The sequence below is a fragment of the Citrobacter farmeri genome (genome assembly GCF_019048065.1).
In the GTDB taxonomy this organism is placed as follows: domain Bacteria; phylum Pseudomonadota; class Gammaproteobacteria; order Enterobacterales; family Enterobacteriaceae; genus Citrobacter_A; species Citrobacter_A farmeri.
This window is the reverse complement of sequence record NZ_CP077291.1, coordinates 4,013,773-4,039,672: the sequence shown is the minus strand read 5'-3', so window position 1 is coordinate 4,039,672 and position 25,900 is coordinate 4,013,773. Positions and strand designations below refer to the sequence as shown.

General features: G+C 51.8%; 27 protein-coding genes. 17 read left to right on the top strand and 10 right to left on the bottom strand.

Features of this window, described 5'->3' with window-relative positions:
• Positions 1–35: 35 nt before the first annotated feature.
• On the bottom strand, positions 36–695 hold the full coding sequence (yghB, locus tag I6L53_RS18905) for a DedA family general envelope maintenance protein YghB (protein ID WP_042324215.1): 660 nt from the start codon (positions 693–695) through the stop codon (positions 36–38).
• Between the two features lie 139 nt (positions 696–834).
• Complete coding sequence (metC, locus tag I6L53_RS18900) at positions 835–2,022, bottom strand: cystathionine beta-lyase (protein WP_042324213.1); 1,188 nt, start codon at positions 2,020–2,022, stop codon at positions 835–837.
• A gap of 249 nt (positions 2,023–2,271) precedes the next feature.
• Here metC and exbB point away from each other — a divergent pair, with 249 nt between their 5' ends.
• Both exbB and exbD read left to right on the top strand, forming a co-directional pair.
• Positions 2,272–3,006 (top strand): tol-pal system-associated acyl-CoA thioesterase, encoded by a 735-nt coding sequence (exbB, locus tag I6L53_RS18895; protein WP_042324209.1) that lies wholly within the window; start codon positions 2,272–2,274, stop codon positions 3,004–3,006.
• Between the two features lie 6 nt (positions 3,007–3,012).
• A complete protein-coding gene (exbD, locus tag I6L53_RS18890) occupies positions 3,013–3,438 on the top strand; it encodes a TonB system transport protein ExbD (protein ID WP_042324207.1) in 426 nt (141 codons plus the stop codon).
• 64 nt (positions 3,439–3,502) lie between these two features.
• On the opposite strand, the gene I6L53_RS18885 is transcribed toward exbD, so the two are convergent.
• Positions 3,503–3,934 carry a hypothetical protein gene (locus tag I6L53_RS18885; protein ID WP_042324343.1) on the bottom strand — a complete coding sequence of 144 codons (432 nt, stop codon included), beginning with the start codon at positions 3,932–3,934 and terminating at the stop codon, positions 3,503–3,505.
• Positions 3,934–4,341, bottom strand: coding sequence for a hypothetical protein (locus I6L53_RS18880; protein WP_042324205.1), 408 nt, complete (start codon positions 4,339–4,341; stop codon positions 3,934–3,936). The genes I6L53_RS18885 and I6L53_RS18880 overlap by 1 nt, the downstream gene beginning before the upstream one ends.
• 104 nt (positions 4,342–4,445) lie before the next feature.
• On the opposite strand from I6L53_RS18880, the gene I6L53_RS18875 reads away from it, so the two are divergent.
• Together I6L53_RS18875 and I6L53_RS18870 are read left to right on the top strand one after the other, a co-directional pair.
• Complete coding sequence (locus I6L53_RS18875; RefSeq protein WP_042324203.1) at positions 4,446–4,949, top strand: ESA_00282 family adhesion-associated protein; 504 nt, start codon at positions 4,446–4,448, stop codon at positions 4,947–4,949.
• Between the two features lie 71 nt (positions 4,950–5,020).
• A complete protein-coding gene (locus I6L53_RS18870; RefSeq protein ID WP_042324201.1) occupies positions 5,021–5,515 on the top strand; it encodes a TIGR00645 family protein in 495 nt (164 codons plus the stop codon).
• 43 nt (positions 5,516–5,558) lie between these two features.
• Here I6L53_RS18870 and I6L53_RS18865 read toward each other — a convergent pair whose 3' ends face one another.
• Positions 5,559–6,599, bottom strand: coding sequence for an aldo/keto reductase (locus I6L53_RS18865; protein WP_042324199.1), 1,041 nt, complete (start codon positions 6,597–6,599; stop codon positions 5,559–5,561).
• A gap of 81 nt (positions 6,600–6,680) precedes the next feature.
• On the opposite strand from I6L53_RS18865, the gene yghX reads away from it, so the two are divergent.
• The 11 genes from yghX (at position 6,681) to hybG (ending at position 16,527) form a co-directional block, all read left to right on the top strand.
• Entirely contained in the window at positions 6,681–7,568 is an 888-nt protein-coding gene (yghX, locus tag I6L53_RS18860) for a YghX family hydrolase (protein ID WP_042324197.1), read from the top strand.
• Positions 7,569–7,757: 189 nt separating this feature from the next.
• Positions 7,758–9,398, top strand: a complete 1,641-nt coding sequence (locus I6L53_RS18855; RefSeq protein ID WP_042324194.1) for a methyl-accepting chemotaxis protein — start codon at positions 7,758–7,760, stop codon at positions 9,396–9,398.
• An 85-nt stretch (positions 9,399–9,483) separates the two neighbouring features.
• Complete coding sequence (locus I6L53_RS18850) at positions 9,484–9,771, top strand: DUF2623 family protein (RefSeq protein WP_042324192.1); 288 nt, start codon at positions 9,484–9,486, stop codon at positions 9,769–9,771.
• A 189-nt stretch (positions 9,772–9,960) separates the two neighbouring features.
• Positions 9,961–11,079, top strand: a complete 1,119-nt coding sequence (gene hybO, locus I6L53_RS18845) for a hydrogenase 2 small subunit (RefSeq protein WP_042324189.1) — start codon at positions 9,961–9,963, stop codon at positions 11,077–11,079.
• Positions 11,080–11,081: 2 nt separating this feature from the next.
• Entirely contained in the window at positions 11,082–12,068 is a 987-nt protein-coding gene (hybA, locus tag I6L53_RS18840; RefSeq protein ID WP_042324187.1) for a hydrogenase 2 operon protein HybA, read from the top strand.
• Positions 12,058–13,236: a Ni/Fe-hydrogenase cytochrome b subunit gene (gene hybB, locus I6L53_RS18835; RefSeq protein ID WP_042324185.1), complete on the top strand. Its 1,179-nt coding sequence runs from the start codon at positions 12,058–12,060 to the stop codon at positions 13,234–13,236. Before hybA ends, hybB begins: the two co-directional genes overlap by 11 nt.
• The gene (gene hybC, locus I6L53_RS18830) at positions 13,233–14,936 is read left to right on the top strand and encodes a hydrogenase 2 large subunit (protein WP_042324183.1); all 1,704 of its coding nucleotides are present in this window, start codon (positions 13,233–13,235) and stop codon (positions 14,934–14,936) included. The genes hybB and hybC overlap by 4 nt, the downstream gene beginning before the upstream one ends.
• On the top strand, positions 14,936–15,430 hold the full coding sequence (locus I6L53_RS18825) for a HyaD/HybD family hydrogenase maturation endopeptidase (protein WP_042324181.1): 495 nt from the start codon (positions 14,936–14,938) through the stop codon (positions 15,428–15,430). Before hybC ends, I6L53_RS18825 begins: the two co-directional genes overlap by 1 nt.
• Positions 15,423–15,914 carry a hydrogenase-2 assembly chaperone gene (hybE, locus tag I6L53_RS18820; RefSeq protein ID WP_042324179.1) on the top strand — a complete coding sequence of 164 codons (492 nt, stop codon included), beginning with the start codon at positions 15,423–15,425 and terminating at the stop codon, positions 15,912–15,914. Before I6L53_RS18825 ends, hybE begins: the two co-directional genes overlap by 8 nt.
• Positions 15,907–16,248 (top strand): hydrogenase maturation nickel metallochaperone HypA, encoded by a 342-nt coding sequence (hypA, locus tag I6L53_RS18815; RefSeq protein WP_042324177.1) that lies wholly within the window; start codon positions 15,907–15,909, stop codon positions 16,246–16,248. The genes hybE and hypA overlap by 8 nt, the downstream gene beginning before the upstream one ends.
• A gap of 30 nt (positions 16,249–16,278) precedes the next feature.
• On the top strand, positions 16,279–16,527 hold the full coding sequence (gene hybG, locus I6L53_RS18810) for a hydrogenase maturation factor HybG (protein ID WP_042324176.1): 249 nt from the start codon (positions 16,279–16,281) through the stop codon (positions 16,525–16,527).
• Between the two features lie 40 nt (positions 16,528–16,567).
• On the opposite strand, the gene yghU is transcribed toward hybG, so the two are convergent.
• Positions 16,568–17,434 carry a glutathione-dependent disulfide-bond oxidoreductase gene (yghU, locus tag I6L53_RS18805; RefSeq protein WP_042324173.1) on the bottom strand — a complete coding sequence of 289 codons (867 nt, stop codon included), beginning with the start codon at positions 17,432–17,434 and terminating at the stop codon, positions 16,568–16,570.
• Positions 17,435–17,629: 195 nt separating this feature from the next.
• On the opposite strand from yghU, the gene gss reads away from it, so the two are divergent.
• Together gss and I6L53_RS18795 are read left to right on the top strand one after the other, a co-directional pair.
• Positions 17,630–19,489, top strand: coding sequence for a bifunctional glutathionylspermidine amidase/synthase (gene gss, locus I6L53_RS18800; RefSeq protein WP_042324171.1), 1,860 nt, complete (start codon positions 17,630–17,632; stop codon positions 19,487–19,489).
• A gap of 204 nt (positions 19,490–19,693) precedes the next feature.
• Positions 19,694–20,680, top strand: a complete 987-nt coding sequence (locus I6L53_RS18795) for a sugar-binding transcriptional regulator (protein WP_042324170.1) — start codon at positions 19,694–19,696, stop codon at positions 20,678–20,680.
• A 40-nt stretch (positions 20,681–20,720) separates the two neighbouring features.
• Here the strand turns inward: I6L53_RS18795 and I6L53_RS18790 are convergent, their stop codons facing one another.
• The 4 genes from I6L53_RS18790 to mtnK form a co-directional block, all read right to left on the bottom strand.
• Entirely contained in the window at positions 20,721–21,725 is a 1,005-nt protein-coding gene (locus tag I6L53_RS18790) for a GRP family sugar transporter (RefSeq protein WP_042324168.1), read from the bottom strand.
• 102 nt (positions 21,726–21,827) lie between these two features.
• Positions 21,828–22,469: an L-fuculose-phosphate aldolase gene (locus I6L53_RS18785; RefSeq protein WP_042324166.1), complete on the bottom strand. Its 642-nt coding sequence runs from the start codon at positions 22,467–22,469 to the stop codon at positions 21,828–21,830.
• A 39-nt stretch (positions 22,470–22,508) separates the two neighbouring features.
• A complete protein-coding gene (gene mtnA, locus I6L53_RS18780) occupies positions 22,509–23,609 on the bottom strand; it encodes an S-methyl-5-thioribose-1-phosphate isomerase (protein WP_217124954.1) in 1,101 nt (366 codons plus the stop codon).
• 9 nt (positions 23,610–23,618) lie between these two features.
• Positions 23,619–24,878: an S-methyl-5-thioribose kinase gene (mtnK, locus tag I6L53_RS18775; protein WP_042324162.1), complete on the bottom strand. Its 1,260-nt coding sequence runs from the start codon at positions 24,876–24,878 to the stop codon at positions 23,619–23,621.
• Positions 24,879–25,900: the final 1,022 nt, after the last annotated feature.

The following is a 25,900-nucleotide window of genomic DNA, read 5'->3' as shown; positions in this document are numbered from 1 at the left end:
CCGGATGAGCGACGCGTCATCCGGCTAAATGCAGATCAGGCGCTACAGTATTTCTTCTTGAGAACCACCACTACCGTGCCGATTAAACCCGCAGCCAGCAGGAAGAGTGGCAGGATCATCAGGAAAGTCATCACCTGATCTTCATGGCGCTTTACAAACGGGATCATGCTAAGCGCATAGCCAAAACTGGTGACCACGCCGACCCACAGCAGGCCGCTCAGCCAGTTGAAAAACTGGAAGCGACGGTTAGAGAGTCCGGAAATCCCCGCCATGGTTGGCAGCAGGGTCCGCACGAACGCCAGAAAACGTCCTGCCAGCAGCGCCAGCAGACCATGTCGGTCAAACATGCAGGTCGCGCGCTGGTGATATTTCGCTGGAAGTTGCGCCAGCCAGCCTTTTACCGTTCGCGTATTACCCAGCCAGCGTCCCTGAATATAGCTAAGCCAACAACCCAGGCTGGCTGCTGTCGTCAGGATCACCAGGGTAGGGATAAAGCTCATGACGCCCTGCGCGACTAATGCGCCCGCTAATAGCAACAGGCTATCACCGGGTAAAAATGAGGCCGGTAACAGGCCATTCTCTAAAAACAGCGTGGCGAACATCACAAAGTAGACGACGCTAACAACATGTGGGTCCGCCAGCGCGGCAAAATCATGTTGCCAGAGCGCAGCGATAATATCTTGAATGACAGCCATGGACTTTCCTGTGGAACAGCGTTTACGCCTTAATGAACTTATTGTACTCCTGAACAGGCCCGAATGACTTGATCCCGGGCGCAACAAATGCAGACAATTTCTCTCGACGTGTCTGCATAGCTGTCCATTAGCGTCAATCTTACACGAGGCGGGAAAATCCGGCGGCTAAATCCGCAATCAGATCGTCAACATTTTCTAAACCAATGTGAAGACGGATCAGTGTGCCGCTGAAATCCACTCCCCCTTCCGGGCGAATTTCTGCAATCTGTTCAGGCTGATTGGCCAGAATCAGCGACTCAAACCCACCCCACGAATAGGCCATGCTGAAGAGACTGAAGTGATCCAGATAAGCGGACAGCTCGTCATTATTCAGCTTTTTATTCAGCACAAACGAGAACAGACCGCTGCTGCCCGTAAAGTCTCGTTTCCAGAATTCGTGTCCCTTACTGCCCGGTAACGCCGGATGGTTAACCCGTGCGACCTGCGGATGGGCTGCAAGCCATTCGGCAATCTTCAGACTGCTTTCATGATGCTGGCGCAGACGAACGCCCAGCGTGCGCAGCCCGCGGCTGGTCATATAGGCCGTATCAGCATCGACCATTTGCCCCATCAGATAGGCATTCTCCCGCAGTTGATCCCAGCAGCGGGCGTTTGAAACGGCGGTGCCGACCATCGCATCGGAGTGACCAATCAGGTACTTGGTTCCGGCCTGAATCGAGATATCAATACCGAAATCGAGGGCTTTAAACAGGATGCCTGCCGCCCAGGTATTATCGATCATAATGATGGCGTCCGGCGCAACGCGTCTGACGGCGGCGACAATTGCTGGTACATCGTGAACTTCCATGGTCACGGAACCCGGAGATTCGAGGAAAACGACTTTGGTGTTGGGTTGAAGATGCTTAACGATATCGGCGCCGATCAGCGGATCGAACCAGCCGGTGGTCACCCCCAGTTTGCCGAGGATTTTGGTGCAGAAATCCTGGCTCGGCTCATAGGCTGTGTTAGTCATCAGCACGTGGTCGCCCTGCTCGACAAAGGCCAGAATAGTGTTGGCGACGGCTGCGGCACCGCAGGGGAAGAGCGCGCAGCCAGCGCCGCCTTCAAGCTCGCACATTGCTTCCTGCAGCGAGAAATGGGTCAACGTGCCGCGACGGCCGTAAAAGAGTTCACCTTTAGCGCGGTTGCGGGTGGCGTGCTTTTTGGCTTCTACGGTTTCAAAAACCAGCGAAGAAGCGCGCTGAATCACACTATTCACCGAGCCCAGCGTGTATTTTTTACTGCGCCCTGCGCTGACCAGTCTGGTGTCCAGTTGTTTATCTGCCATGTTGGGTTTCCTGTTTTTATACGTCTGGATGTCTAAACTACCACGAATGACAAAATGCGCATCCCGGGGAACAGGATAAAGCACAATATTTTATCAAAATCGCTTCCCGTGACGTTTTACTGCGTAAGCGCAAGGAAAAGAAACCAAAGGTGCGGCACTATGTAAATAGTAATGAGAACGACTATCAATTCGACGTCGTTTTGATATTATTACGCTCAGAATTTGTGATTTGCGTCCTGGAGATACAGAGTGGGTAATAATTTGATGCAGACGGATCTTTCCGTCTGGGGTATGTATCAGCACGCCGATATCGTGGTTAAGTGCGTGATGATTGGTCTGATTCTGGCGTCAGTGGTCACCTGGGCTATCTTCTTCAGTAAGAGCGTTGAGTTCTTCTCCCAGAAGCGTCGGCTTAAGCGCGAACAGCAGTTGTTGGCGGAAGCCCGCTCTCTGGATCAGGCAAGCGATATCGCAGCAAATTTTGGTGCCAAAAGCTTAAGCACCCAATTACTTAATGAAGCGCAGAACGAACTGGAACTGTCTCAGGGCAGTGAGGACAACGAAGGGATTAAAGAGCGTACCGGTTTTCGTCTGGAGCGTCGCGTTGCGGCGGCGGGACGTCATATGGGGCGCGGAAATGGCTATCTGGCAACCATCGGGGCGATTTCACCGTTTGTTGGTTTGTTCGGCACGGTCTGGGGCATCATGAACAGCTTCATCGGGATTGCACAAACGCAGACCACTAACCTTGCCGTAGTCGCGCCGGGTATCGCGGAAGCTCTGTTAGCGACGGCCATCGGTCTGGTTGCCGCTATCCCTGCCGTGGTGATTTATAACATCTTTGCCCGTCAGATTGGCGGTCTTAAAGCGATGCTGGGCGATGTGGCAGCACAGGTGTTGTTACTACAAAGCCGCGACCTGGATCTGGATGCAAGCGCATCTGCCCATCCGGTACGTACCGCGCAGAAATTACGTGTAGGGTAATGTTTCATGGCAATGCGTCTTAATGAAAATCTGGACGATAACGGTGAAATGCATGAGATCAACGTGACGCCGTTTATCGACGTCATGCTGGTACTGCTGATCATCTTTATGGTGGCTGCGCCGCTGGCGACAGTGGATGTGAAGGTAAACCTGCCCGCCTCCTCGAGTACGCCGCAACCGCGCCCGGAAAAACCCGTTTATCTGTCGGTCAAAGCAGACAACAGCATGTTTATTGGTAACGATCCGGTGACGGACGAGACCATGGTGGCAGAACTGAACGCACTGACTGAAGGGAAGAAAGACACCACGATCTTCTTCCGTGCGGATAAAACCGTCGACTATGAAACGCTGATGAAGGTGATGGACACGCTGCATCAAGCGGGTTATCTGAAGATTGGTCTGGTTGGCGAAGAGGTCGCGAAAGCAAAATAATCGTTGTCGCCTCGGGTACGATGAGAGGAAAGGTCGGGTAAGGCGTGATTGCTACCCGGCTTTTTTATTGCCTGTCGCTCCGGGCCTGTACCAGACGTTCATTGAGCGCGACGGTGGTGATCGTGATTGTGCGGTAGTTCCCTTCGGCAAGTTTGCGTATCAGGCGCAGCGTGGCCGTCTCACGAGCCAGAAAATGCTGCCAGGTGCTTTCCAGCCGCGCCATGATTTTGTCACGCAGCGCCGGGTTCTGTTTGATAATGGCGTTGATCGCCGCGCCATAAATCTCCTCCTTTATCTGAAGCGCGTAAATTTCCCGCCGGTTTTGCCATTTCAGACGAACCAGCGCCGCCGGAATGGAGGTCACTTCTTGCGCCACACTTTCGAGGACTGCATTTTTATTGGCGATAAGCGCGGCAAGATTCTGCTTTAAGATAAATTGATCGCTTTTATTATCATCCAAAGCCAAATAGACATTGTTATCTTCAACATCTTTAATCATTGTTCGTCATCCAGAGAATAGAAAAGGGGCGAGTCTTTCTCCCGGGTAATTAAATTAAGCCAAATTTCATTGCCATTTTCATTTATATGCGCCGTCATTTCAGCGATTATTTTACTTAAGGCCTGGGCATCGATATCGCCTTCAGCCTGTAACGCATTAATAACCCGGGCGAAAGCCTCAATTTTAGCCACCCGCTCAAGGCGTTCTTTAAAATGACGATCGCGTTCTTCGAGCAGGATATTTTTAGATTGCCCGGTGGCTGTTGTGCTAATTAAGATATCGGCTTCATAATCGCTGAGGGTTGTTTTGCCCTGAGTGAAATTAACATCGTTTTCTGCTGTTTCTTCCGCCTGAACTACGGGTGACAGATGAAAACGCGGTGGCACAAGATGCTCAGGAAGCATGATATAATATCCTTTAATATCAAAACGATATTTGTTTTTATTTGGTGGGTCGCGTTGACAATAACATGGTGTAATTTTAGAATCAAAAAAAATGGAGTCATTCTATGAACAGTATTTTTTATTCTGTCATTACCCTGTTATTGCTGACCGGCGGCGTACTTTTATTAATGCGTGAGTTTAATAAACCGCGCAATGCTGAAGAGCAGGCCTCTGCGACGCAATCAATACCTCTGACCAAAGAAGAGGGAGAGGATCATTTTTCCACGTTGATGAATGCTATTACACCGGTATGGTACTGGCGCGTCAATCACGAATATATTGATTTTCTTCACGCAACGATAAAACGCATGACGATGACCCAATTGAATGACATCCCAGGATTGTTTGACGCCCAACGGCGTTGTAGCGATCTCAATTCTGCGGTGTATAAATACTACGACACGATAAAAAAACGCTGTCTCAACGGTGAAGAAGTCCCCCATTCCGATCTCGATGTGCTGAACTTACGCCAGTGTTTCCGGGAGTTTAGCGTCGAGGCGTATCCATCCCTGGTGGCGTTGGTGTGGCCTGAGTATCAGCGCCCGTGGATCAATCCCGACGAAGTTTGAGGGAGATGTTGATCTGATGTTGCACAGTTGGGATATACTGTCGCCCGGTTTTTGCTACATCACAGGAATTTATGGAACGCTTTCTCGAAAACGCCATGTACGCGTCTCGCTGGCTGCTGGCCCCGGTCTACTTTGGTTTGTCACTGGCGCTGGTTGCGCTGGCGCTGAAATTCTTTCAGGAGATTTTTCATGTTCTGCCCAATATCTTTTCGATGGCAGAAGCTGACCTGATTCTGGTGCTGCTGTCGCTGGTGGATATGACCCTGGTCGGGGGACTGCTGGTGATGGTGATGTTTTCCGGTTATGAGAATTTCGTCTCACAACTGGATATTTCTGAGGGACGGGAAAAGCTGAACTGGCTGGGGAAGATGGATGCGACGTCGCTGAAAAATAAAGTCGCGGCTTCGATTGTTGCTATCTCTTCCATTCATCTGCTGCGTGTATTTATGGACGCGAAGAACGTGCCGGATAACAAACTGATGTGGTACGTCATTATCCATCTCACCTTCGTCTTGTCGGCGTTTGTGATGGGCTATCTCGACAGGTTAACCCGCCATAAGCACTGACAGCACAGGCCGGGCAGCCGCAGTCGCTACCCGGCGCTGAATGTTATTTATCGGACGATGCCTGCCAGAGGTTCAGTTGGCCGTCAGCGACATGCTTATCAATCTGTGCCAGCTCTTCTGCGGTGAACGACAGATTCTTCAACGCCTGAACGTTTTCTTCCAACTGCTCCGGACGGCTTGCGCCAATCAGCACGGAAGTGACGCGATCGTCTTTTAACAGCCAACTGAGCGCCATTTGCGCCATTGACTGACCGCGCTGCTGCGCCATCTCATTGAGCAGACGTAAACTGCTGAGGTTAGCGTCCGTCAGCATATTCTCTGTCAGGCCTCGTACTTTCTTCCCTTCGCGCTGCATACGTGAGCCGTCCGGGATGCCGTTCAAATACTTCCCGGTGAGCAATCCCTGAGCCAGTGGCGTAAAGGCGATACAGCCCACACCGTTGGCTTTTAACGTATCCAGCAAACCGCTTTTATCCACCCAGCGGTTCAGCAGATTGTAAGACGGTTGGTGGATCAGCAGCGGGATCTTCCATTCGCGCAAAAGCTCAGCCATTTTTTGGGTCCGCTCCGGCGAGTAAGACGAAATGCCGACATACAGCGCTTTACCGCTTTGCACGGCGTGAGCCAGCGCGGACGCCGTCTCTTCCATCGGCGTGTTCTCATCAACGCGGTGAGAATAGAAAATATCGACGTAATCCAGTCCCATGCGCTTCAGGCTCTGATCGAGACTGGCGAGCAGATATTTACGCGAGCCGCCGGAACCATAGGGCCCTGGCCACATGTCGTAACCGGCTTTGGTTGAGATGATCAGTTCATCGCGCCAGGCGGCAAAGTCTTCACGCAGCAGACGACCAAAGTTTTCCTCCGCACTGCCCGGAGGGGGCCCGTAGTTGTTGGCTAAGTCAAAGTGGGTGATGCCTAAGTCAAAGGCTTTTCGCAGCAGCGCGCGCTGTGAGTCGAGGGCTTGAACGTGACCGAAGCTGTGCCACAGGCCGAGCGATAGCGCAGGCAGTCGGAGGCCGCTTTTTCCGCAGTAACGGTACTGCATGTTCTCATAGCGATCAGGGGAGGCGTTCCAGGACATGATGTCTCCTTTCTTGTGATGAATTTTCGAAACAGCGTTTTCATTCTATGCTTATCAAATCACAAATTCCGGAGATATGCGATGACGCGTCTGACAGCCAAAGATTTTCCGCAAGCATTGCTCGATTATTACGACTTCTACGCGCACGGGAAAATCTCGAAACGGGAGTTCCTCAACCTCGCAGCAAAGTACGCCGTTGGCGGGGTGACGGCGCTGGCGCTGTTCAATATGCTCAAGCCAAACTACGCGCTGGCGGAACAGGTGAAATTCACCGATCCCGATATTTTGCCTGAGTATATTCACTATCCGTCGCCAAACGGTCATGGCAACGTGCGCGGCTATTTAGTGAAACCGGCCAAAGCCACGGGCAATGTGCCTGCCGTGGTCGTGGTGCATGAAAACCGGGGCCTGAATCCCTACATTGAAGATGTTGCAAGGCGGGTCGCGAAAGCAGGCTATATTGCGCTGGCACCCGATGGTTTAAGCTCGGTGGGCGGCTATCCTGGAAACGACGAAGAAGGGAAAGTCTTACAGCAGAAAGTGGATCCAAGGAAGTTGATGAATGACTTTTTTGCCGCCGTCGAGTTTATGAAAAAACACCCTGACGCCAGCGGGAAAGTGGGGATCACTGGATTTTGCTACGGTGGCGGAGTCTCAAATGCGGCGGCCGTAGCCTATCCGGAACTGGAGTGCGCAGTGCCGTTTTATGGTCGCCAGCCTGCGGCGGCGGATGTACCGAAGATAAAAGCGCCAATACTGCTGCACTATGCGGAGCTGGATAAAAATATCAATGAGGGCTGGCCAGCGTATGAAGCCGCACTGAAAGAGAATAATAAAGTTTATGAGGCTTATATTTATCCCGGCGTGAATCATGGTTTTCATAATGACTCTACGCCGCGATATGACCAGGCCGCTGCTGACCTGGCCTGGCAAAGAACGCTGGCATGGTTTGACAAATATCTGTCATAAATAACAGGATAATCATTCGCCAGATAATATTCCCGCTGTTTTTCATTGTTAATTATAGGAATATAAGCAACGGGGATATTGTCCATGAAAGTAAAAAAACCAAAAGGCAGTATATATTCTTCGTTCTTTGCCGATAACGAGATTAAGACTCGCCTCTGGGCGACTTTTCCCTAACGGCAAGGAACATATATGCACATACTGCGTAATTTCACCATCCGGGTAGTCATGCTGACGATCCTTGGTATTTTCTGTTTAATGTGGGTGGGTGTGGGTTTGTACAGCACCTGGTCTCTTTCTCGTGTCGCTGATGGCAACGAAGTCGATCGCCATCTTGTTCGTCAGATGACGGTGCTCAGCCAGGGCAACGATCAGTATTTCCGCTTTGTTACCCGACTCAGTCGCGCGATGGAGTTGAAAGCCAGCGGCGGTACGCCGGATTTCGCTCCCGTGCAACAGGCGTTGGATAATATGAGCAAAAAACTGCAAGAGATGAAAACCCTTTCGCCAGGCCCAATGGATCCCGACGTCTCCGCCGCCGTGCTGGCGAGCTGGCAGGATCTGCTCGACAAAGGCGTCACGCCGCAAATGCAACTGGCGCAACAGGGGACTCAGAGCGCCTGGAGCGAACAGGCAAACAACGTGACGCCGGCATTGAGCCGGGCGTTTGGTGCCAGTGCGGAGCGCTTTAATAAAGCCGCAGGCGTTATTCTCGATCAAACCCGCGTGATGGTGGATAGTAAAACGTCGATCATCCGTACGCTGATCGTCGGCGCGGCGATCCTGGGCATCGCGATCCTCTTCTTCACCGATCGCTATCTGGTGACCATGCTGGTGAAACCGCTGGCGCGGATCCGTCAACAGTTTCGCCAGATAGCTCAGGGCGATCTCAGCCAGCCGATTGACGACATTGGCCGCAACTGTGTCGGTCAACTGGTGCCTTTATTGCGCGGGATGCAGGACAGCCTGCGCGATGCGGTACACACGATCCGTTCAGGCAGCGACAATATCTGGCGCGGTGCCACGGAAATCTCCAGCGGCAACAACGATCTTTCATCACGAACGGAAGAGCAGGCCGCTGCGCTGGAAGAGACTGCCGCGAGCATGGAACAGCTTACCGCCACGGTGAAGCTGAATGCGGATAACGCGCGCCAGGCTAGCCTTCTGGCTGAGGCTGCATCACGGACGGCAGGGAAAGGGGGGGCGCTGGTGTCTGAAGTGGTCGAGACAATGGACGGCATTTCCGCCAGCTCGAAGCAGATTGCTGAAATTACGACCGTCATCAATAGTATTGCCTTCCAGACCAACATTCTTGCATTGAACGCTGCGGTCGAAGCGGCACGTGCGGGTGAGCAAGGGCGTGGGTTTGCCGTCGTTGCTGGCGAGGTGCGTAATCTGGCGAGTCGTAGCGCCAACGCAGCAAAAGAGATTGAAACGTTGATTGCTGAATCTGCTCGCCGCGTCGACCATGGTGCAGTGCTGGTGAAGGATACCGGTTCGACGATGGAAGCGATCCTGAGCGGCGTGACGGAGGTCAATACCATCATGAAACAAATTGCCTCGGCGTCTGAAGAGCAGAGCAAAGGGATTTCTCAGGTGGGTGTCGCGATTACTCAGATGGATGGCGTCACGCAGCAAAACGCGGCGCTGGTGGAACAAGTCTCCGCCGCCGCCGCTGCGCTGGAGAGACAAACAGAAGATCTACAGCGTTCTGTTCAGCAGTTCCGCTTATCGCAAAATGACACGCCTAATCTCCCCGCCAAAAGTGCAGCTCCCGCCGGTCAAAGACGCCCGGCAGCCGCTACGCCAGGCGATGAGTGGGTGGCATTCTAAGGAACAGTAAAAAAGTCGATGACCCCTCTGGCCTTTGCTTAAAAGATCGCTATATAATTTGATATATAGCGATTAAGGAGGGGACATGAACAATCATTTTGGCAAGGGCCTGATGGCCGGATTAAGCGCCACGCAGGCTGACAGCGCCCGCAATGTGGCGGATTTTTGTTCGGATTATAAACGCGGCTTCGTATTAGGATTCTCACATCGTATGTTTGAAAAAACCGGTGACAGGCAACTCAGTGCCTGGGAAGCGGGGATCCTGACGCGCCGCTACGGCCTGGATAAAGAGATGGTGATGGATTTCTTTCGGGAAAATCAATCCAGCACCACAATTCGCTTTTTCATGGCCGGTTATCGACTCGAAGGTTGATCCAAAGGGGGTATTATCTTGCTTTAATTACTTACACTAGCCGCTACTCCCTTCGTTTTATTATTCCCGCGCAGTATTATAGGCTACATAACCATAACAAAAGTGTGGTAAATGGCGCACCGATCGCAGTTACGGTTTTGCGATTGATGCAAAATAAGAGCCAGGTCTTCGTAACGGAATAACTATAAAATGACTGGAGATAACACTCTCATTAATTCCCATGGCGTAAACCGTCGTGATTTCATGAAGCTTTGTGCAGCACTCGCCGCCACGATGGGGCTCAGTAGCAAAGCCGCCGCCGAAATGGCTGAATCGGTATCCCGTCCGCAGCGCCCGCCGGTTGTCTGGATTGGTGCTCAGGAGTGCACAGGGTGTACCGAATCCCTCCTTCGTGCGACCCACCCCACGGTAGAAACCCTCGTTCTGGAGACCATCTCTCTGGAATATCATGAGGTACTTTCCGCCGCCTTCGGCCACCAGGTTGAAGAGAACAAACACAATGCGCTTGAGAAGTATAAAGGGCAGTATGTGTTGGTCGTTGATGGTTCTATCCCACTAAAAGATAACGGTATTTACTGTATGGTTGCCGGTGAGCCGATTGTGGACCATATCCGCAAAGCGGCAGAAGGCGCAGCAGCGATTATCGCTATCGGTTCCTGTGCAGCGTGGGGCGGTGTCGCCGCTGCTGGCGTGAACCCGACCGGTGCGGTTGGCCTGCAGGAGGTTCTGCCAGGTAAAACCATCATCAATATTCCAGGCTGCCCGCCGAACCCGCATAACTTCCTGGCGACAGTTGCCCATATCATCACCTGGGGCAAGCCGCCGAAGCTGGATGCGAAAAACCGTCCAACCTTTGCCTATGGCCGCCTGATTCACGAACACTGCGAACGACGCCCGCACTTCGATGCCGGTCGCTTTGCGAAAGAGTTCGGCGATGAAGGTCACCGCGAAGGCTGGTGCCTCTACCATCTTGGTTGTAAAGGACCAGAAACCTGGGGTAACTGCTCGACGCTGCAATTCTGCGACGTTGGTGGCGTATGGCCAGTGGCGATTGGTCACCCTTGCTACGGCTGTAATGAAGAGGGCATTGGTTTCCATAAGGGTATTCACCAACTTGCTCATGTGGAAAATCAGACACCACGCTCCGAAAAACCTGATGTGAACATGAAAGAGGGCGGCAACATCTCTGCTGGCGCGATCGGGTTGCTTGGCGGCGTTGTCGGTCTGGTGGCCGGCGTCAGCGTGATGGCGGTACGTGAACTGGGGCGTCAGCAAAAGAAAGATAACGCTGACTCACGGGGAGAATAACCGTGAACAGACGTAACTTTATCAAAGCAGCCTCCGGCGGGGCGTTGCTGTTAGGCGCTGCGCCGTCTATCAGCCACGCGGCTGCAGAAAATCGCCCGCCCATCCCCGGTTCTCTGGGCATGTTGTATGACTCAACGCTGTGCGTGGGCTGTCAGGCCTGTGTGACCAAGTGTCAGGATATCAACTTCCCGATGCGTAACCCGGAAGGGGAGCAGACCTGGTCGAATAACGACAAACTGTCGCCGTATACCAATAACATCATTCAGGTGTGGCGTAGCGGTACAGGCGTGAATAAAGATCAGGAAGAGAATGGCTATGCATACATCAAGAAACAGTGTATGCACTGCGTCGATCCCAACTGCGTTTCCGTCTGTCCGGTTTCCGCACTGAAAAAAGATCCGAAAACCGGCATCGTCCATTATAACAAAGACGTCTGTACCGGCTGCCGTTACTGCATGGTTGCCTGTCCGTACAACGTGCCGAAGTATGACTACAACAACCCGTTTGGTGCGCTCCACAAATGTGAACTGTGCAACCAGAAAGGCGTTGAACGTCTCGATAAGGGCGGCTTGCCGGGCTGTGTCGAGGTTTGTCCTGCCGGTGCAGTCATTTTTGGTACCCGCGAAGAGTTGATGGCCGAGGCGCAAAAACGCCTGGCGCTGAAACCCGGCAGCGAATACCACTATCCGCGTCAAACCGTGAAAACGGGCGATACCTACGTGCATACCGTGCCGAAATACTATCCGCATCTTTACGGTGAGAAAGAGGGCGGCGGAACTCAGGTGTTGGTACTGACCGGGGTGCCTTACGAGAATCTGGATCTGCCAAAGCTGGATGAGATTTCAACCGGCGCGCGTTCCGAACATGTTCAACACACCCTGTATAAAGGCATGATGCTACCACTGGCCGTGCTGGCGGGCTTGACCGTGCTGGTTCGTCGTAATACCAAAAACGACCATCACGACGGAGGAGACGATCATGAGTCATGATCCTAAACCGCTGGGCGGCAAAATTATCAGCAAACCGGTCATCATCTTCGGGCCGTTAATCATCCTCTGTATGCTCCTGATCGTGAAGCGTCTGGTATTTGGATTGGGGTCTGTCTCCGATCTGAACGGCGGTTTCCCGTGGGGGGTCTGGATAGCCTTTGACCTGTTAATCGGCACCGGCTTTGCCTGTGGCGGTTGGGCGCTGGCGTGGGCGGTATATGTCTTCAACCGGGGGCAATACCATCCGCTGGTACGTCCGGCGCTGCTGGCGAGCCTGTTTGGTTATTCTCTGGGTGGCCTGTCAATCACCATTGACGTAGGGCGTTACTGGAACCTGCCGTACTTCTACATTCCAGGTCACTTCAACGTGAACTCGGTTCTGTTCGAGACGGCGGTCTGTATGACCATCTACATTGGGGTGATGGCACTGGAATTTGCCCCAGCGTTGTTTGAACGTCTGGGCTGGAAGGTGTCGCTGAAGCGTCTGAACAAGCTGATGTTCTTCATCATCGCCCTCGGTGCGCTGCTGCCAACTATGCACCAGTCTTCAATGGGGTCTTTGATGATCTCGGCAGGCTACAAGGTGCATCCGCTGTGGCAAAGCTATGAAATGTTGCCGCTGTTCTCGGTGTTGACGGCCTTTATTATGGGCTTCTCGATCGTCATCTTTGAAGGCTCGCTGGTTCAGGCTGGTCTGAAAGGAAACGGTCCGGATGAGAAAAACCTGTTCATTAAGCTGACGAACACCATCAGCGTAATGTTGGCGATCTTTGTCGTTCTTCGCTTTGGTGAACTGATTTACCGGGACAAGCTGTCGTATGCCTTTGCCGGCGATTTCTATTCAGCAATGTTCTGGCTTGAAGTCGTGCTGATGGTCTTCCCGATAGTGGTGCTGCGCGTTGCGAAGTTGCGCAATGACTCTCGTATGCTGTACCTGTCTGCGCTCAGTGCGCTTCTGGGTTGTGCTGCATGGCGTCTGTCCTATTCGCTGGTGGCATTTAATCCAGGCGGTGGCTACCACTACTTCCCGACCTGGGAAGAACTGTTGATTTCTATTGGTTTTGTGGCTATTGAGATTTGCGCTTACATCGTACTCATTCGTCTACTGCCGATACTTCCTCCTTTAAAACAAAACGATCACAATCGTCATGAGGCGAGCAAAGCATGAGCCAGAGAATTACTATTGATCCTGTAACCCGTATTGAGGGGCACTTACGTATCGATTGCGAAATCGAAAATGGCGTTGTTTCAAAAGCATGGGCTTCCGGCACCATGTGGCGCGGTATGGAAGAGATCGTGAAGAATCGCGATCCGCGTGACGCGTGGATGATTGTGCAGCGTATTTGCGGCGTTTGTACGACAACGCACGCGATTGCCTCCGTTCGTGCGGCAGAAAGCGCGCTGAACATCGACGTTCCGGTTAACGCCCAGTATATCCGTAACATCATTTTGTCGGCGCATACCACCCATGACCACATTGTGCACTTCTATCAGCTCTCGGCGCTGGACTGGGTGGACATCACCTCGGCACTGAAAGCCGATCCGGCAAAAGCGTCAGCGATGCTGAACGGCGTGTCGACATGGCACCTGAACAGCGCGGAAGAGTTCACGAAGGTTCAGAATAAGATCAAGGACCTGGTTGCCAGCGGCCAGTTGGGGATTTTCGCCAACGGTTACTGGGGACATCCGGCGATGAAACTGCCGCCGGAAGTGAACCTGATTGCTGTTGCTCACTACCTGCAGGCGCTGGAATGTCAGCGTGATGCTAACCGCGTGGTGGCGTTGCTGGGCGGTAAAACACCGCACATCCAGAACCTGGCGGTGGGTGGCGTTGCCAACCCGATCAACCTCGACGGCCTGGGCGTACTGAACCTGGAACGCCTGATGTACATCAAGTCTTTCATCGATAAACTGAGCGACTTTGTTGAACAGGTCTACAAGGTGGATACGGCGGTGATTGCCGCGTTCTATCCGGACTGGCTGGAGCATGGTAAAGGGGCGGTCAACTATCTGGCTGCGCCGGAATTCCCGACCGACGGTAAGAACGGCAGCTTCCTGTTCCCGGGCGGCTATATCGAAAATGCGGATCTGTCGAGCTATCGCCCGATCTCCTCCCACTCCGACGAGTACCTGATCAAAGGGATTCAGGAGAGTGCCAAACACGCCTGGTATAAAGACGAAGCCCCGCAGGCACCGTGGGAAGGGACCACCATTCCGGAATATAACGGTTGGTCAGATGACGGCAAATACTCGTGGGTGAAATCCCCGACGTTCTACGGTAAAACCGTCGAAGTGGGGCCGCTGGCGAATATGCTGGTTAAACTGGCCGCCGGACGTGAGTCCACGAAGGCGAAACTGAATGAAATCGTTGCGATTTATCAGGCGCTGACCGGTAAAACGTTGGAAGTGGCACAGCTGCACTCCACGTTGGGTCGCATTATTGGTCGTACTGTTCACTGCTGTGAACTGCAGGGTATCCTGCAGAGCCAGTACAGTGCGCTGATTGCCAATATCGGTAAAGGTGACCACACCACGTTCGTGAAACCGAATATTCCGGCGACGGGCGAATTTAAAGGTGTCGGTTTCCTCGAAGCGCCGCGCGGGATGCTCTCTCACTGGATGGTGATTAAAGACGGCATTATCAGTAACTACCAGGCGGTGGTACCGTCAACCTGGAACTCCGGTCCGCGTAACTTCAACGATGACGTCGGCCCGTACGAACAGTCTCTGGTAGGTACGCCGATTGCCGATCCGGAAAAACCGCTGGAAGTGGTACGTACTATTCACTCTTTCGATCCTTGCATGGCGTGCGCGGTGCACGTTGTTGATGCTGACGGAAACGAAGTTGTCTCTGTGAAGGTTCTGTAATGCGGATTTTAGTTTTAGGGGTCGGCAATATTTTGCTGACCGATGAAGCCATCGGCGTTCGTATCGTTGAAGCCTTAGAGCAGCGATATGAATTGCCGGATTTCGTGGAAATCCTTGATGGCGGTACGGCGGGCATGGAGTTGCTCGGCGACATGGCAAACCGGGATCATCTGATCATTGCGGATGCCATTGTCTCGAGAAAAAACGCCCCGGGTACGCTGATGATCCTGCGGGATGATGAGGTGCCGGCGCTGTTTACCAACAAGATCTCCCCGCATCAGCTGGGCCTGGCCGACGTTCTGTCGGCCCTTCGCTTCACCGGCGAGTTTCCGAAAAAATTGACGTTGATTGGCGTCATTCCGGAATCGCTGGAACCGAACATTGGCTTAACGCCAACGGTTGAAGCGATGATTGAACCTGCGCTTGCGCAGGTTCTGGCTGCGTTGCGTGAGTCGGGCGTTGAAGCGATCCCACGGGAGGTGGCTCGTGTCTGAGGAGATTTCCGGGTTCCAGACTGCCCCGAAGGCGCAGGTTCAGGCCGCGTTTGAAGCAATTGCGCAGCGTTCGATGCACGATCTGTCCTTCCTGCATCCTGAAATGCCGGTGTATGTCTCTGATTTTACGCTGTTTGAAGGGCAGTGGACCGGATGCGTGATTACGCCGTGGATGCTGAGTGCGCTGATTTTCCCCGGGCCAGACCAGCTCTGGCCGGTGCGCAAAGTGAGTGAAAAGATTGGACTGCATCTACCGTATGGCACGATGACGTTCACCGTGGGCGAACTGGATGGCGTATCGCAATACCTCTCCTGTTCCCTGATGTCGCCGCTCAACCACAGCCTGTCGACGGAAGAGGGCATACGTCTGGCCGATGACTGCGCGCGGATGCTGCTGTCGCTGCCGGTCAGCGATCCGGACGCACCGCAGCAGGCGGGACGTCGCGCGCTGCTGTTCGGGCGTCGGGGCTTGCAGAATGCATGAGCTGTCTCTTTGTCAGAGTGCGGTTGAAATTATTCAACAGCAGGCTGAACAGCACGGCGTAAAGCGCGTCACCGGCGTGTGGCTGGAGATTGGCGCGCTGTCCTGTGTCGAAGAGAGCGCGGTACGTTTTAGTTTTGACATTGTCTGCCAGGGGACGGTGGCGCAAGGCTGTGAACTGCACATTGACTACAAACCGGCGCAGGCATGGTGCTGGGATTGCAGCCAGGCGGTTGAAATCACTCAGCACGATGCGCAATGTCCGCGTTGTCATGGCGACCGTCTGCGTGTTGATACTGGCGATTCGCTGAAAGTGAAAAGTATTGAAGTTGAATAACCCATGCTGTGACATGGGGCGGAGTCAGATATGTGTATAGGCGTTCCGGGTCAGGTACTGGCCGTCGGTGAAGATATTCACCAGCTGGCGCAGGTGGAAGTGTGCGGCATCAAGCGTGATGTGAATATTGCGCTGATCTGTGAAGACAGTCCTGCACAACTGGTCGGGCAGTGGGTGTTAGTGCATGTGGGTTTTGCGATGAGCATCATTGATGAAGAAGAAGCCAAAGCCACGCTGGATGCGCTACGCCGTATGGAGTACGACGTGACCAGCGCCTGAGAGAAAATGCCGGATATTTTCTATCCGGCATTTTTCATCGTTAACCCTGACGCTTATCTTCTGTCTGGGTTTCAAAATCACCGGCGTCATGACGCTCATGAAGCTGCTCATTCAGTGGCCCATTGGTACGATTCACAATCCGTCCGCGTTTAACGGCCGGACGTTCAGCGACCTCTTTTGCCCAGCGCAGCACATTTTTGTAGCTGCCTGCGTCAAGGAATTCCGCTGCATCGTACACATTGCCCAGCACGACGTTGCCAAACCACGGCCAGATGGCCATATCGGCAATGGTGTACTCATCGCCCGCCACAAAAGCGTTATCCGCCAGCTGTTTATCCAGCACGTCCAACAGGCGTTTGGCTTCCATCGTAAAGCGGTTGATCGCGTACTCAATCTTCACCGGCGCGTAGTGATAGAAGTGGCCAAAGCCGCCGCCGAGGAAGGGCGCTGCACCCTGGAGCCAGAACAGCCAGTTCAGGGTTTCTGTACGTTTTGCCCGATCCTGCGGCAGGAAATAGCCGAACTTTTCCGCCAGATACAGCAGGATCGATCCCGATTCAAACACGCGCACCGGCGGGTTCTGCGAATGATCGCGCAATGCCGGGATCTTCGAATTCGGGTTAACCTCTACAAAGCCGCTGGAGAACTGATCGCCTTCGCCAATGCGAATCAGCCACGCATCGTACTCTGCGCCGCTCACTCCCTGCGCCAGCAGCTCTTCCAGCATGATGGTGACCTTCTGGCCGTTCGGCGTGCCCAGCGAATAGAGCTGAAGCGGATGCTTACCGACGGGCAGCGTTTTGTCGTGAGTTGGACCGGAGATCGGACGGTTGATGTTGGCGAACGCACCGCCGCTGGATTTTTCCCACGTCCAGACTTTCGCGGGCTGATAAGTGTTATCTGACATGTTGACCTGCCTTCTGAGTGGTTGTGTTGAAGCAGTGTAGCAGGTCGCCACCCGCGCATTTAACAGATTGGCACATTTACACCTGGCTATTTTTTGTTGTTGCGCGCGCTCCCGCTGCGTTGAGGTGTATGATGGTCGGCGGTGTAGAGCAGGCAAGCAGAAGCTGCTCCGCTGTATAGTTTTGAGGTAAGGTGCATGAGCAAAGGAACGACCAGTCAGGATGCCCCGTTCGGGACATTATTGGGCTATGCCCCCGGTGGTGTAGCGATCTACTCTTCAGATTACAGCTCCCTCGACCCACGGGACTATGACGATGATGCTGCATTTCGCAGCTATATCGACAATGAATATATGGGTCACAAATGGCAGTGCGTCGAATTCGCGCGCCGTTTCCTCTTCCTGAATTATGGTGCGGTGTTCACCGACGTCGGCATGGCGTGGGAGATCTTTTCGCTGCGTTTTCTGCGCGAAGTGGTGAACGACAACATTCTGCCATTGCAGGCGTTTCCTAACGGGTCGCCCCGCGCGCCGGTCGCCGGGGCGTTGCTCATCTGGCAGAAAGGCGGTGAGTTTAAAGACACCGGCCACGTCGCGATTATCACTCAACTGCTGGACAACAAAATCCGCATTGCCGAGCAGAACGTCATTCACACCCCGCTTCCTCCCGGACAGCAGTGGACGCGTGAGCTGGAGATGGTGGTGGAAAATGGCCGCTATACCCTGAAAGACACTTTCGACGACACCACCATTCTTGGCTGGATGATCCAGACCGACGATACCGAACACAGCCTGGCGCAGCCGGAGATCGCCAATGATTCGCTGAAGATTGGTGCGGCAAGACTGGAAGAAAAGGGGCTGTTCGACGGTAAGTGGCTGGACGAACAGGATCCGCTGCAAAAAGCCTATGTGATGGCGAACGGTCACGTGATCAATCAGGATCCGTACCAGTATTTCACAATTACAGAGAGTGCCGAGCAGGAGTTGATCAAAGCGACCAACGAGCTGCATCTGATGTATCTGCACGCCACAGACAAGGTGTTGAAAGATGATAACCTGCTGGCGCTGTTCGACATTCCCAAAATTCTCTGGCCGCGTTTGCGACTCTCCTGGCAGCGTCGCCGCCACCATATGATCACCGGTCGTATGGATTTCTGTATGGATGAGCGTGGGCTGAAGGTGTACGAATACAACGCCGATTCCGCATCGTGTCATACCGAGGCGGGGCTAATTCTCGAGCGCTGGGCGGAGCAGGGTTATAAAGGGTTGGGGCATAACCCGGCTGAAGGGCTGATTAACGAGCTGGCAGGCGCCTGGAAACACAGTCACGCGCGACCTTTTGTGCACATCATGCAGGATAAGGATATCGAGGAGAACTACCACGCACAGTTTATGCAGCAGGCGCTGCATCAGGCGGGGTTTGAAAGTAAGATCCTGCGTGGGCTGGATGAGTTGCGTTGGGATGATGCCGGTCAGTTGATTGATGGCGACGGACGCCTGGTGAACTGCGTCTGGAAAACCTGGGCGTGGGAAACGGCGATTGAGCAGGTGCGCGAAGTCAGCGAAACCGAGTATGCCGCTGTGCCGATTCGAACCGGGCATACCGATCAGGATGTACGGCTGATTGATGTGCTGCTGCGCCCGGAAGTGCTGGTCTTCGAGCCGCTGTGGACGGTGATCCCGGGTAACAAAGCGATTCTGCCGATCCTCTGGCAACTTTTCCCGCATCACCGCTACCTGCTGGATACCGATTTCATCGTCAACGAGGAACTGGCGCAAACCGGGTATGCGGTGAAACCGATTGCCGGACGCTGTGGGAGCAATATCGATCTGGTCAGCCATCAGGAAGAGTTGCTGGATAAAACCAGCGGAAAATTTGCTGAGCAGAAGAACATTTATCAGCAGCTGTGGTGCCTGCCAAACGTTGCCGGTAAGTATATTCAGGTGTGCACCTTTACCGTCGGTGGAAACTACGGCGGCACCTGTCTGCGCGGCGATGAATCACTGGTTATCAAAAAAGAGAGCGATATCGAACCGCTGATAGTACTGAAGGAGTGAGTCATCTCGCGTAAGGAACTGAATAAGCCGGGGCGTATCTCCGGCTTTTTCAGACTGGGGGAGCGGAGTCGATCATTCATTTGGTATGCTGGTTTATTTAATGTAAAAGCATAAAATATCTATATAAAATCATACAACTGGTAATCTGCATTAACTCTCCGGGTCAAGATGAGCATTTCCCCGGCCTAATACAGGGATACAAAAGTGGATAGAGAACAAACCAACAGCAGCCTGTTCAATGACGATCCCGTACTTCATGCAACATGGCTGTACTATCAGGAAGGCAAAAGCCAGACTGAAGTTGCGGCCATCATGGGGGTATCCCGTGTCACGGTTGTCAAATACTTGCAGACAGCCCGCGAAAATGGCCTGGTTCATATCAACCTGGATGTGAATGTTTTTGGATCGATAGATGCCGCTTTGCAGATTCGCGACAAATTCAATCTCCAGAGAGTGCTTATCGTGCCTGATGGCGAACATGCCGGGAAACGTGATGATACAAAGCTGATGCGGACTCGTCTTTCGCGTGCCGGAGGAATGTATCTGAATCAGGTTATTGAAAATGGTGATGTGCTGGGGGTTGCCTGGGGAAGAACAATCCATCAGATGAGCAAAACCATGACGCCGAAGTCATGTAAGAATGTCACCGTTATTCAGATGCTCGGTTCCATGCCATCTCAACCGGACCTTACGATTATTGAATCCTCATCGCAAATCGCCTACAAGCTTTCTGGTCGTGTCGCTTCTCTTCATGTTCCCGCCGTGGTATCCAGTGCCAGACTGGCAATGGAGCTACAGGCAGAGCCTATTATTCGATCGAATTTTGACGTTCTGACGCGTTGTACAAAAGCCTTTTTCGTCGTGGGTAACGCTCTTGATGAAAATCCCCTTATTCGGGTGGGTGTGCTGAGTAAGAAGGAGATGCAGACATATCGGGATTTAGGCGCGGTGGGGGTCATTTGTGGTCGCTTCTATGACAAGAAAGGGATGCCCGTCGTGGCGGATGTTGACCAGCGTATTCTGGGGATCAGTCTGGCTCAGTTAAGGCAGATTGAACGGAAGATCTTTCTTGCTGGTGGGGAAAGAGGCTATGACGCGACGCTGGGTGCCCTGCTGGGGGGGTATGTCACGGATCTGATTGTTGATGAAGGCACAGCAGAATTTTTACTGGCGTGTCAGTTACCGCAGTAAAAGAATGAACAACTGCCCCATGTGGATATGGGGCAGCGTTTTACTGATTAGCGGCGATAATAAGAACAATGCCCACAATGTATGAAATAAACATGGTCAGCAGCAGTTTATTGGTGCCGGCTGGCGCGCTGGCAAATTCTCTCCAGATGAATACTCCCCAGATCACGGCAATCATTGTCGCACCCTGTCCCAGGCCGTAAGAAATAGCATACCCCGCCTGACCAGACGCAATCAGACTAAATGCCAGACCAACACACCAAATCATACCGCCCAGCCAACCGCAAACATGGTCCCGTAAACTACCGGAGAAATACATTTTCCCGTTAACCGGTTCTCCTGAAATCGGTTTTTTCATGACCAGCGTGTTAAGGACAAAGTTTGACAGAAACAGCCCCAAAGCAAACAGGACAAGCGCGGAGTATGGCGTCATCAGACCGCTTGCGGGCTGGCTGAAATTGTCAGACATGGAGTCCGCCAGGAAGCGGAAAAACCATCCCATGATGATACCCGCCAGAATGGCGGTGATGAGACCTTTGTTACGACGGGATTTGTCAGACTCCTGGGTGACCCGACCATAAGCCACCGCGGTGAAAATAATGGCGACCACGACGCAGGCGACACCGAGGAACAGAATGAGCGGATCGCCCTGCGGATTGCCGATATAGGTGGTGATAACCCCCAGAGCCAGTGCCAGCCCCACACCCACAGGGAAGGCCACCGCCATACCGGCAAGATTAATAGAAGCCACCAGAAGAATATTGGAGATATTGAAGATAATCCCTGCCAGTATTGCCGACAGCAGACTACTGCTGCTCGCCTGCTGAATATCAGGTATAAAGCTGCGCCCGGCTTCACCTAAAGAACCCAGAGTGAAGGCAAATAACAAGGAACACAGTAATAATCCAATTGAATAATCCCAATAGAAAAGCGGAAACTCCCATTTTTTATTGCTTACCAGTTTGGTGGTATTAGCCCATGAACCCCAGCAAATCATGGTGATAAAACACATTATTATGGCGACAGAATACGATTCCACGATAAACATAAATAACTCCTTGTGGTAGTTATAATCAATCGTTGTGGACAGGGGAGATAGCAGCCATTCTGCGAATGGCTGTCATGTTGTTTAATTAAAATAAAACTGTGATTACGCTTTCAAACCATACGTTTTAAATTTTTCAAGGACGACGGTCATTTCGGCTTCAGACAATACGGGAACATCGTGATGTAATCCGCCACACTTGATGTATAAATCCGCCAGCGTCTCGGTTTCACCCGCCAGCCACAGCGTTTTTTCCAGTGAGACCTCCATGGCCAGCATACCGTGGTGCTGCATAAGCAAGGATTTACTTTCTCTTATCCCCTTCGCTACGCTATCGGCCAGTTCAGAACTACCAAAGGTATGATAGGGAATACAGGGAATATGATCCGTACCCGTTACCGCCATCATATAATGAATTGCCGGAATTGAATGATTCAGTATTGCCACCGCCGTGGAATTGACCGCATGCGTGTGTATGACGGCATTCAGTTCTGGCCTGGCTTGATAACACGCCAGATGAAATAACCATTCACTTGACGGTATTTTACCCGCTTCTGGTATTCCCTTATCGTCTACAAAGACAATCATGTCCGGCGTCATCTTTGAATAGGCGATCCCACTCGGTGTAATCAACATGCCACCGGCATATCTGGCACTCACATTACCAGAGGTTCCTTGATTAAGACCTGAAGCATTCATTTCCCGACAAGTGGAAATGATATTTTCTGCTAACTTTTTCCTTTCCATTCCTGCTCCTTAACAGCAGTGAAAATCGCTTCAATGCCGCTAGCGCGCTTTACTCTTCAGGTCAGCAAACATACCCGCCAGGGCTGACTCATTCGCAGCACAGACTCCCCGTTCAGTAATGAGGCCAGTAATATATCTGGCAGGCGTGACGTCGAAAGCGTAGTTTCCACAACGGGTTCCTTCGGGGGCAGTATTAACCCAGCTCAACTCTCCCTGAGGGTTTATCCCGTAGACATGCGACTGTTCTTTTCCGTCACGTTGCTCAATCGGAATGGTTTTTCCGTCTTCGATGGTCCAGTCAATGGTGGGTGAAGGTAAAGCGACGTAAAAGGGGACATGGTTATCATGGGCTGCCAGTGCCTTAAGATAGGTGCCTATTTTATTACAGACATCCCCTCTGGCTGTCGTTCGGTCGGTACCCACAATGCAGAGATCAATGTCACCATGCTGCATCAAGTGACCACCCGCATTATCGGCAATCAAGGTATGAGGAATACCATGTGAGCCCAGTTCAAATGCCGTGAGCCCACCCTGATTGCGCGGCCGCGTTTCATCCACCCAGACATGAACGGGAATTCCGTTTTCATGTGCTTTATAAATGGGAGAAAGCGCTGTTCCCCAGTCTACAGTTGCTAACCAGCCTGCGTTACAGTGCGTCAGGATATTGACCACACTCCCGGCCGGTTTTTTCTGGGCTATTTCGCGGATGACCTCTGCACCATGTAATCCAATTTGTTCACATAACGCGACATCTTCCTCGGCAATTTCTGCCGCGAGCGCCCAGGCTGCATCCTTACGATCGGGTACGGAAAGATCTTTCAGTGTAGCGACCACCCTGTCGAGAGCCCATTTAAGGTTAATTGCCGTCGGACGAGTCTTGATGAGAAGGTCATAGTAACACTGCAGACCCTTATCACTGGCGTCGTGATTCATACCCAACGCGATACCGTATGCTGCAACGACACCAATAAGCGGGGCGCCGCGAACCCACATTTCCTGAATAGCCGTTGCGGCCATCTCCGCAGAGGTAAGCGCCACCACCTCAAACTTAAAAGGCAACCTGGTCTGATCGATGATTTCTACCGCTTTTCCATCCCCGGAAACCCAGACCGTACGGTAGTGTTTACCTTTAATATTCATAATGACCTCTTACTTAACCTTCGCAGACTGGATGACGGAATCCATATTTTTAAACTGGCGGGCATTGACGATAAGATCGCGTGCCATGGTCAATGCACGTCGTTCACATTCTGCGCGAAGCGCTGTATTTTCAATCAGTTTTAGCTCGGCAACGCCAGCAAAACCGATAATCCGGCGATTCATTTCCATGCCGGCGTTTACCAGAGAATCTTCAAGCAGCGTTGCAAAAAACTGATCCTGCGCGTCCTTCAGTGCGGCCTTGTTCTGTTGATATATTTCTGTTGGCCATGCTTCGCCCTGTGTTTTGTTGTTCCACAATTGGCGGAACTCCCGGGTGAAAACAGACCAGGTCTCTACAATCTGCTGAAGTAGCCATTCCTGATAAGCGGTGCGGCTTTGCTCATTCGCATCCCATCCAGGACGTGAGAAGAAAGCTAACAGAAGATTCCCGATATAGTTGCCGATATCAAACGCCATTGGCCCCATGAAACCGAATTCTGGATCAATCACTTTGGTATCCGTGTCGGTCACCATGATTGAACCTGAATGAAGATCGCCATGTAACAATGCCTGCGCTTCCGTCATAAATTTGTACTTATAACGCATGGCGACCTGGAGCATCTCTGTATCAGCCCAGGCGTTATGGACGGCATCGTCCAGTTCAGGAGAGGTCCAGTCATTCCGTTCAGCGTTGTAATAGGGCTCACTGAAGATCAGGTCTTCCGTTATTTTGCACAGCTCATGATTCAAGGCGAATTCTGCGGTAAGCGCTTTTTTCCGATCGGCCGGCATGCCAATGTCGGAAGTGTGGAAGAGGGTTTGGGCTAAAAATGTTCCGATATCTTCAGCAAGTTTTGGAAATTTTTTACCGTTGATCAGCTCCTTACGAAGAATGACGTGTGGCGTCAGGTACTCCATGGCAAACAGTGCCATATCCGGGTCGTAAAAATAGACCTGTGGTATCAGTGTATGGCCCGCGTACTTGGCTTCCTGACATAAGACATTGTACTCAAAACCTGCACGGCTCAGAGATAAAGGCCATCCTTCTCCCCCTGCGCGAAGCCAGGGCAGAGCCTGTTTTACAATGATCGTTTTATTCGCCCCCTCAACAATAAACACCATGTTCAGGTTTCCGTCCCCCACTTCTGAAACTTTCCACTCTTCAGGCAACCCTCCAGGTTCGCATGCAGGGGTCAGTCTGGATGAGAGATAGCCAGGCAGGGTGTCACATGTCAGCGGTTTGTAACCTGATGGAATTGAATCCGTCATAACAGTTCTCCTTGTACACAAGAATAGTCATTGCTTGTCATATGAAAACTATACATTATCAAATGTAAGCATGTTTGTGATGCATGTAGATTTTTTGAACCGGAGATAATTCGAGCTATCTTGCATGAGATTGCCGATTCTTCATGAGTCCCAGGATCGTTTTTTTATTTAACTTATTGTAATAAAGGTGTTTTTATTGATTTTAAGAGAGGGGTGCGGATTGTTCAGGTAACGTCTGGCGGAGGGGAAAGTAGAGTGGCAGTCATAATATTGTTTCAGAGGAATACAATTGTTTTATTTGATTTATCTTTTGTTTTGGCGGTGTGGCATTGCTATGCTGTCGTTTTGAGATACTGGTTCCCGGACGCTTTCTGCCGAGTCAGGGCGGCAATGAAATGATAACAAGTGTCTGACGCGTCCAGATATACCCGTTTATGCGCAGTAGCAGTTGGTATTTACCCTGGGAAACAACCGGTATTTTAGTGCACTTTTTGTTTGCTGCGTTCCACGAACCGGCAAAGGCGCGTCGCGATTATTTTCGGAATTTGAATATGTGTGAGGAATGTCCGGGCTCTATTTTGCTACAGGCAAACACATTTTGTGGCGATAGTTTTCAAAAGGTGACGGAGAAATTCAACGTAAATAGAGTATGAAAAAAGTAAATAACATTCGCTGTTAATTATTTTAACGCTCCAGTAACAATGAAATTATTATTTAAATTTATGTAGATAAAAACGTTTATATCTTCATGGGAATAAGTCCTTATTTCTGAACGGTTGACATCATATTTATTGCCATTTTGAATTTATAATCTATTTATTACTTATTTTGTGGTGTTTTATCCTGTGTTTATTTGATTTGGCAGTTTGTTTTACTTCTGTAATGCTTATTCAATAACCCGGATTTAAACAACACTATTGAGACTTATAATGCTTAAAGAAATTTAGGTAAATAATTTGGTTTCTTATCGATTTCGCCGTTCTGTATTTTCTGTTACTGCCCGAGGCAGGATATATAAAATA

What these genes read in the sequence shown, in the direction of transcription:
- I6L53_RS18825 (WP_042324181.1), top strand. Translation starts at nt 14,936, where the DNA reads ATGCGGATTTTAGTTTTAGGGGTCGGCAATATTTTGCTGACCGATGAA.
- I6L53_RS18870 (WP_042324201.1), top strand. Translation starts at nt 5,021, where the DNA reads ATGGAACGCTTTCTCGAAAACGCCATGTACGCGTCTCGCTGGCTGCTG.
- gss (WP_042324171.1), top strand. Translation starts at nt 17,630, where the DNA reads ATGAGCAAAGGAACGACCAGTCAGGATGCCCCGTTCGGGACATTATTG.
- yghX (WP_042324197.1), top strand. Translation starts at nt 6,681, where the DNA reads ATGACGCGTCTGACAGCCAAAGATTTTCCGCAAGCATTGCTCGATTAT.
- hypA (WP_042324177.1), top strand. Translation starts at nt 15,907, where the DNA reads ATGCATGAGCTGTCTCTTTGTCAGAGTGCGGTTGAAATTATTCAACAG.
- yghU (WP_042324173.1), bottom strand. Translation starts at nt 17,434, where the DNA reads ATGTCAGATAACACTTATCAGCCCGCGAAAGTCTGGACGTGGGAAAAA.
- I6L53_RS18880 (WP_042324205.1), bottom strand. Translation starts at nt 4,341, where the DNA reads ATGCTTCCTGAGCATCTTGTGCCACCGCGTTTTCATCTGTCACCCGTA.
- hybB (WP_042324185.1), top strand. Translation starts at nt 12,058, where the DNA reads ATGAGTCATGATCCTAAACCGCTGGGCGGCAAAATTATCAGCAAACCG.
- I6L53_RS18875 (WP_042324203.1), top strand. Translation starts at nt 4,446, where the DNA reads ATGAACAGTATTTTTTATTCTGTCATTACCCTGTTATTGCTGACCGGC.
- exbD (WP_042324207.1), top strand. Translation starts at nt 3,013, where the DNA reads ATGGCAATGCGTCTTAATGAAAATCTGGACGATAACGGTGAAATGCAT.
- I6L53_RS18785 (WP_042324166.1), bottom strand. Translation starts at nt 22,469, where the DNA reads ATGGAAAGGAAAAAGTTAGCAGAAAATATCATTTCCACTTGTCGGGAA.
- I6L53_RS18855 (WP_042324194.1), top strand. Translation starts at nt 7,758, where the DNA reads ATGCACATACTGCGTAATTTCACCATCCGGGTAGTCATGCTGACGATC.
- mtnK (WP_042324162.1), bottom strand. Translation starts at nt 24,878, where the DNA reads ATGACGGATTCAATTCCATCAGGTTACAAACCGCTGACATGTGACACC.
- metC (WP_042324213.1), bottom strand. Translation starts at nt 2,022, where the DNA reads ATGGCAGATAAACAACTGGACACCAGACTGGTCAGCGCAGGGCGCAGT.
- mtnA (WP_217124954.1), bottom strand. Translation starts at nt 23,609, where the DNA reads ATGAATATTAAAGGTAAACACTACCGTACGGTCTGGGTTTCCGGGGAT.
- I6L53_RS18865 (WP_042324199.1), bottom strand. Translation starts at nt 6,599, where the DNA reads ATGTCCTGGAACGCCTCCCCTGATCGCTATGAGAACATGCAGTACCGT.
- hybC (WP_042324183.1), top strand. Translation starts at nt 13,233, where the DNA reads ATGAGCCAGAGAATTACTATTGATCCTGTAACCCGTATTGAGGGGCAC.
- hybO (WP_042324189.1), top strand. Translation starts at nt 9,961, where the DNA reads ATGACTGGAGATAACACTCTCATTAATTCCCATGGCGTAAACCGTCGT.
- yghB (WP_042324215.1), bottom strand. Translation starts at nt 695, where the DNA reads ATGGCTGTCATTCAAGATATTATCGCTGCGCTCTGGCAACATGATTTT.
- hybG (WP_042324176.1), top strand. Translation starts at nt 16,279, where the DNA reads ATGTGTATAGGCGTTCCGGGTCAGGTACTGGCCGTCGGTGAAGATATT.
- I6L53_RS18790 (WP_042324168.1), bottom strand. Translation starts at nt 21,725, where the DNA reads ATGTTTATCGTGGAATCGTATTCTGTCGCCATAATAATGTGTTTTATC.
- I6L53_RS18850 (WP_042324192.1), top strand. Translation starts at nt 9,484, where the DNA reads ATGAACAATCATTTTGGCAAGGGCCTGATGGCCGGATTAAGCGCCACG.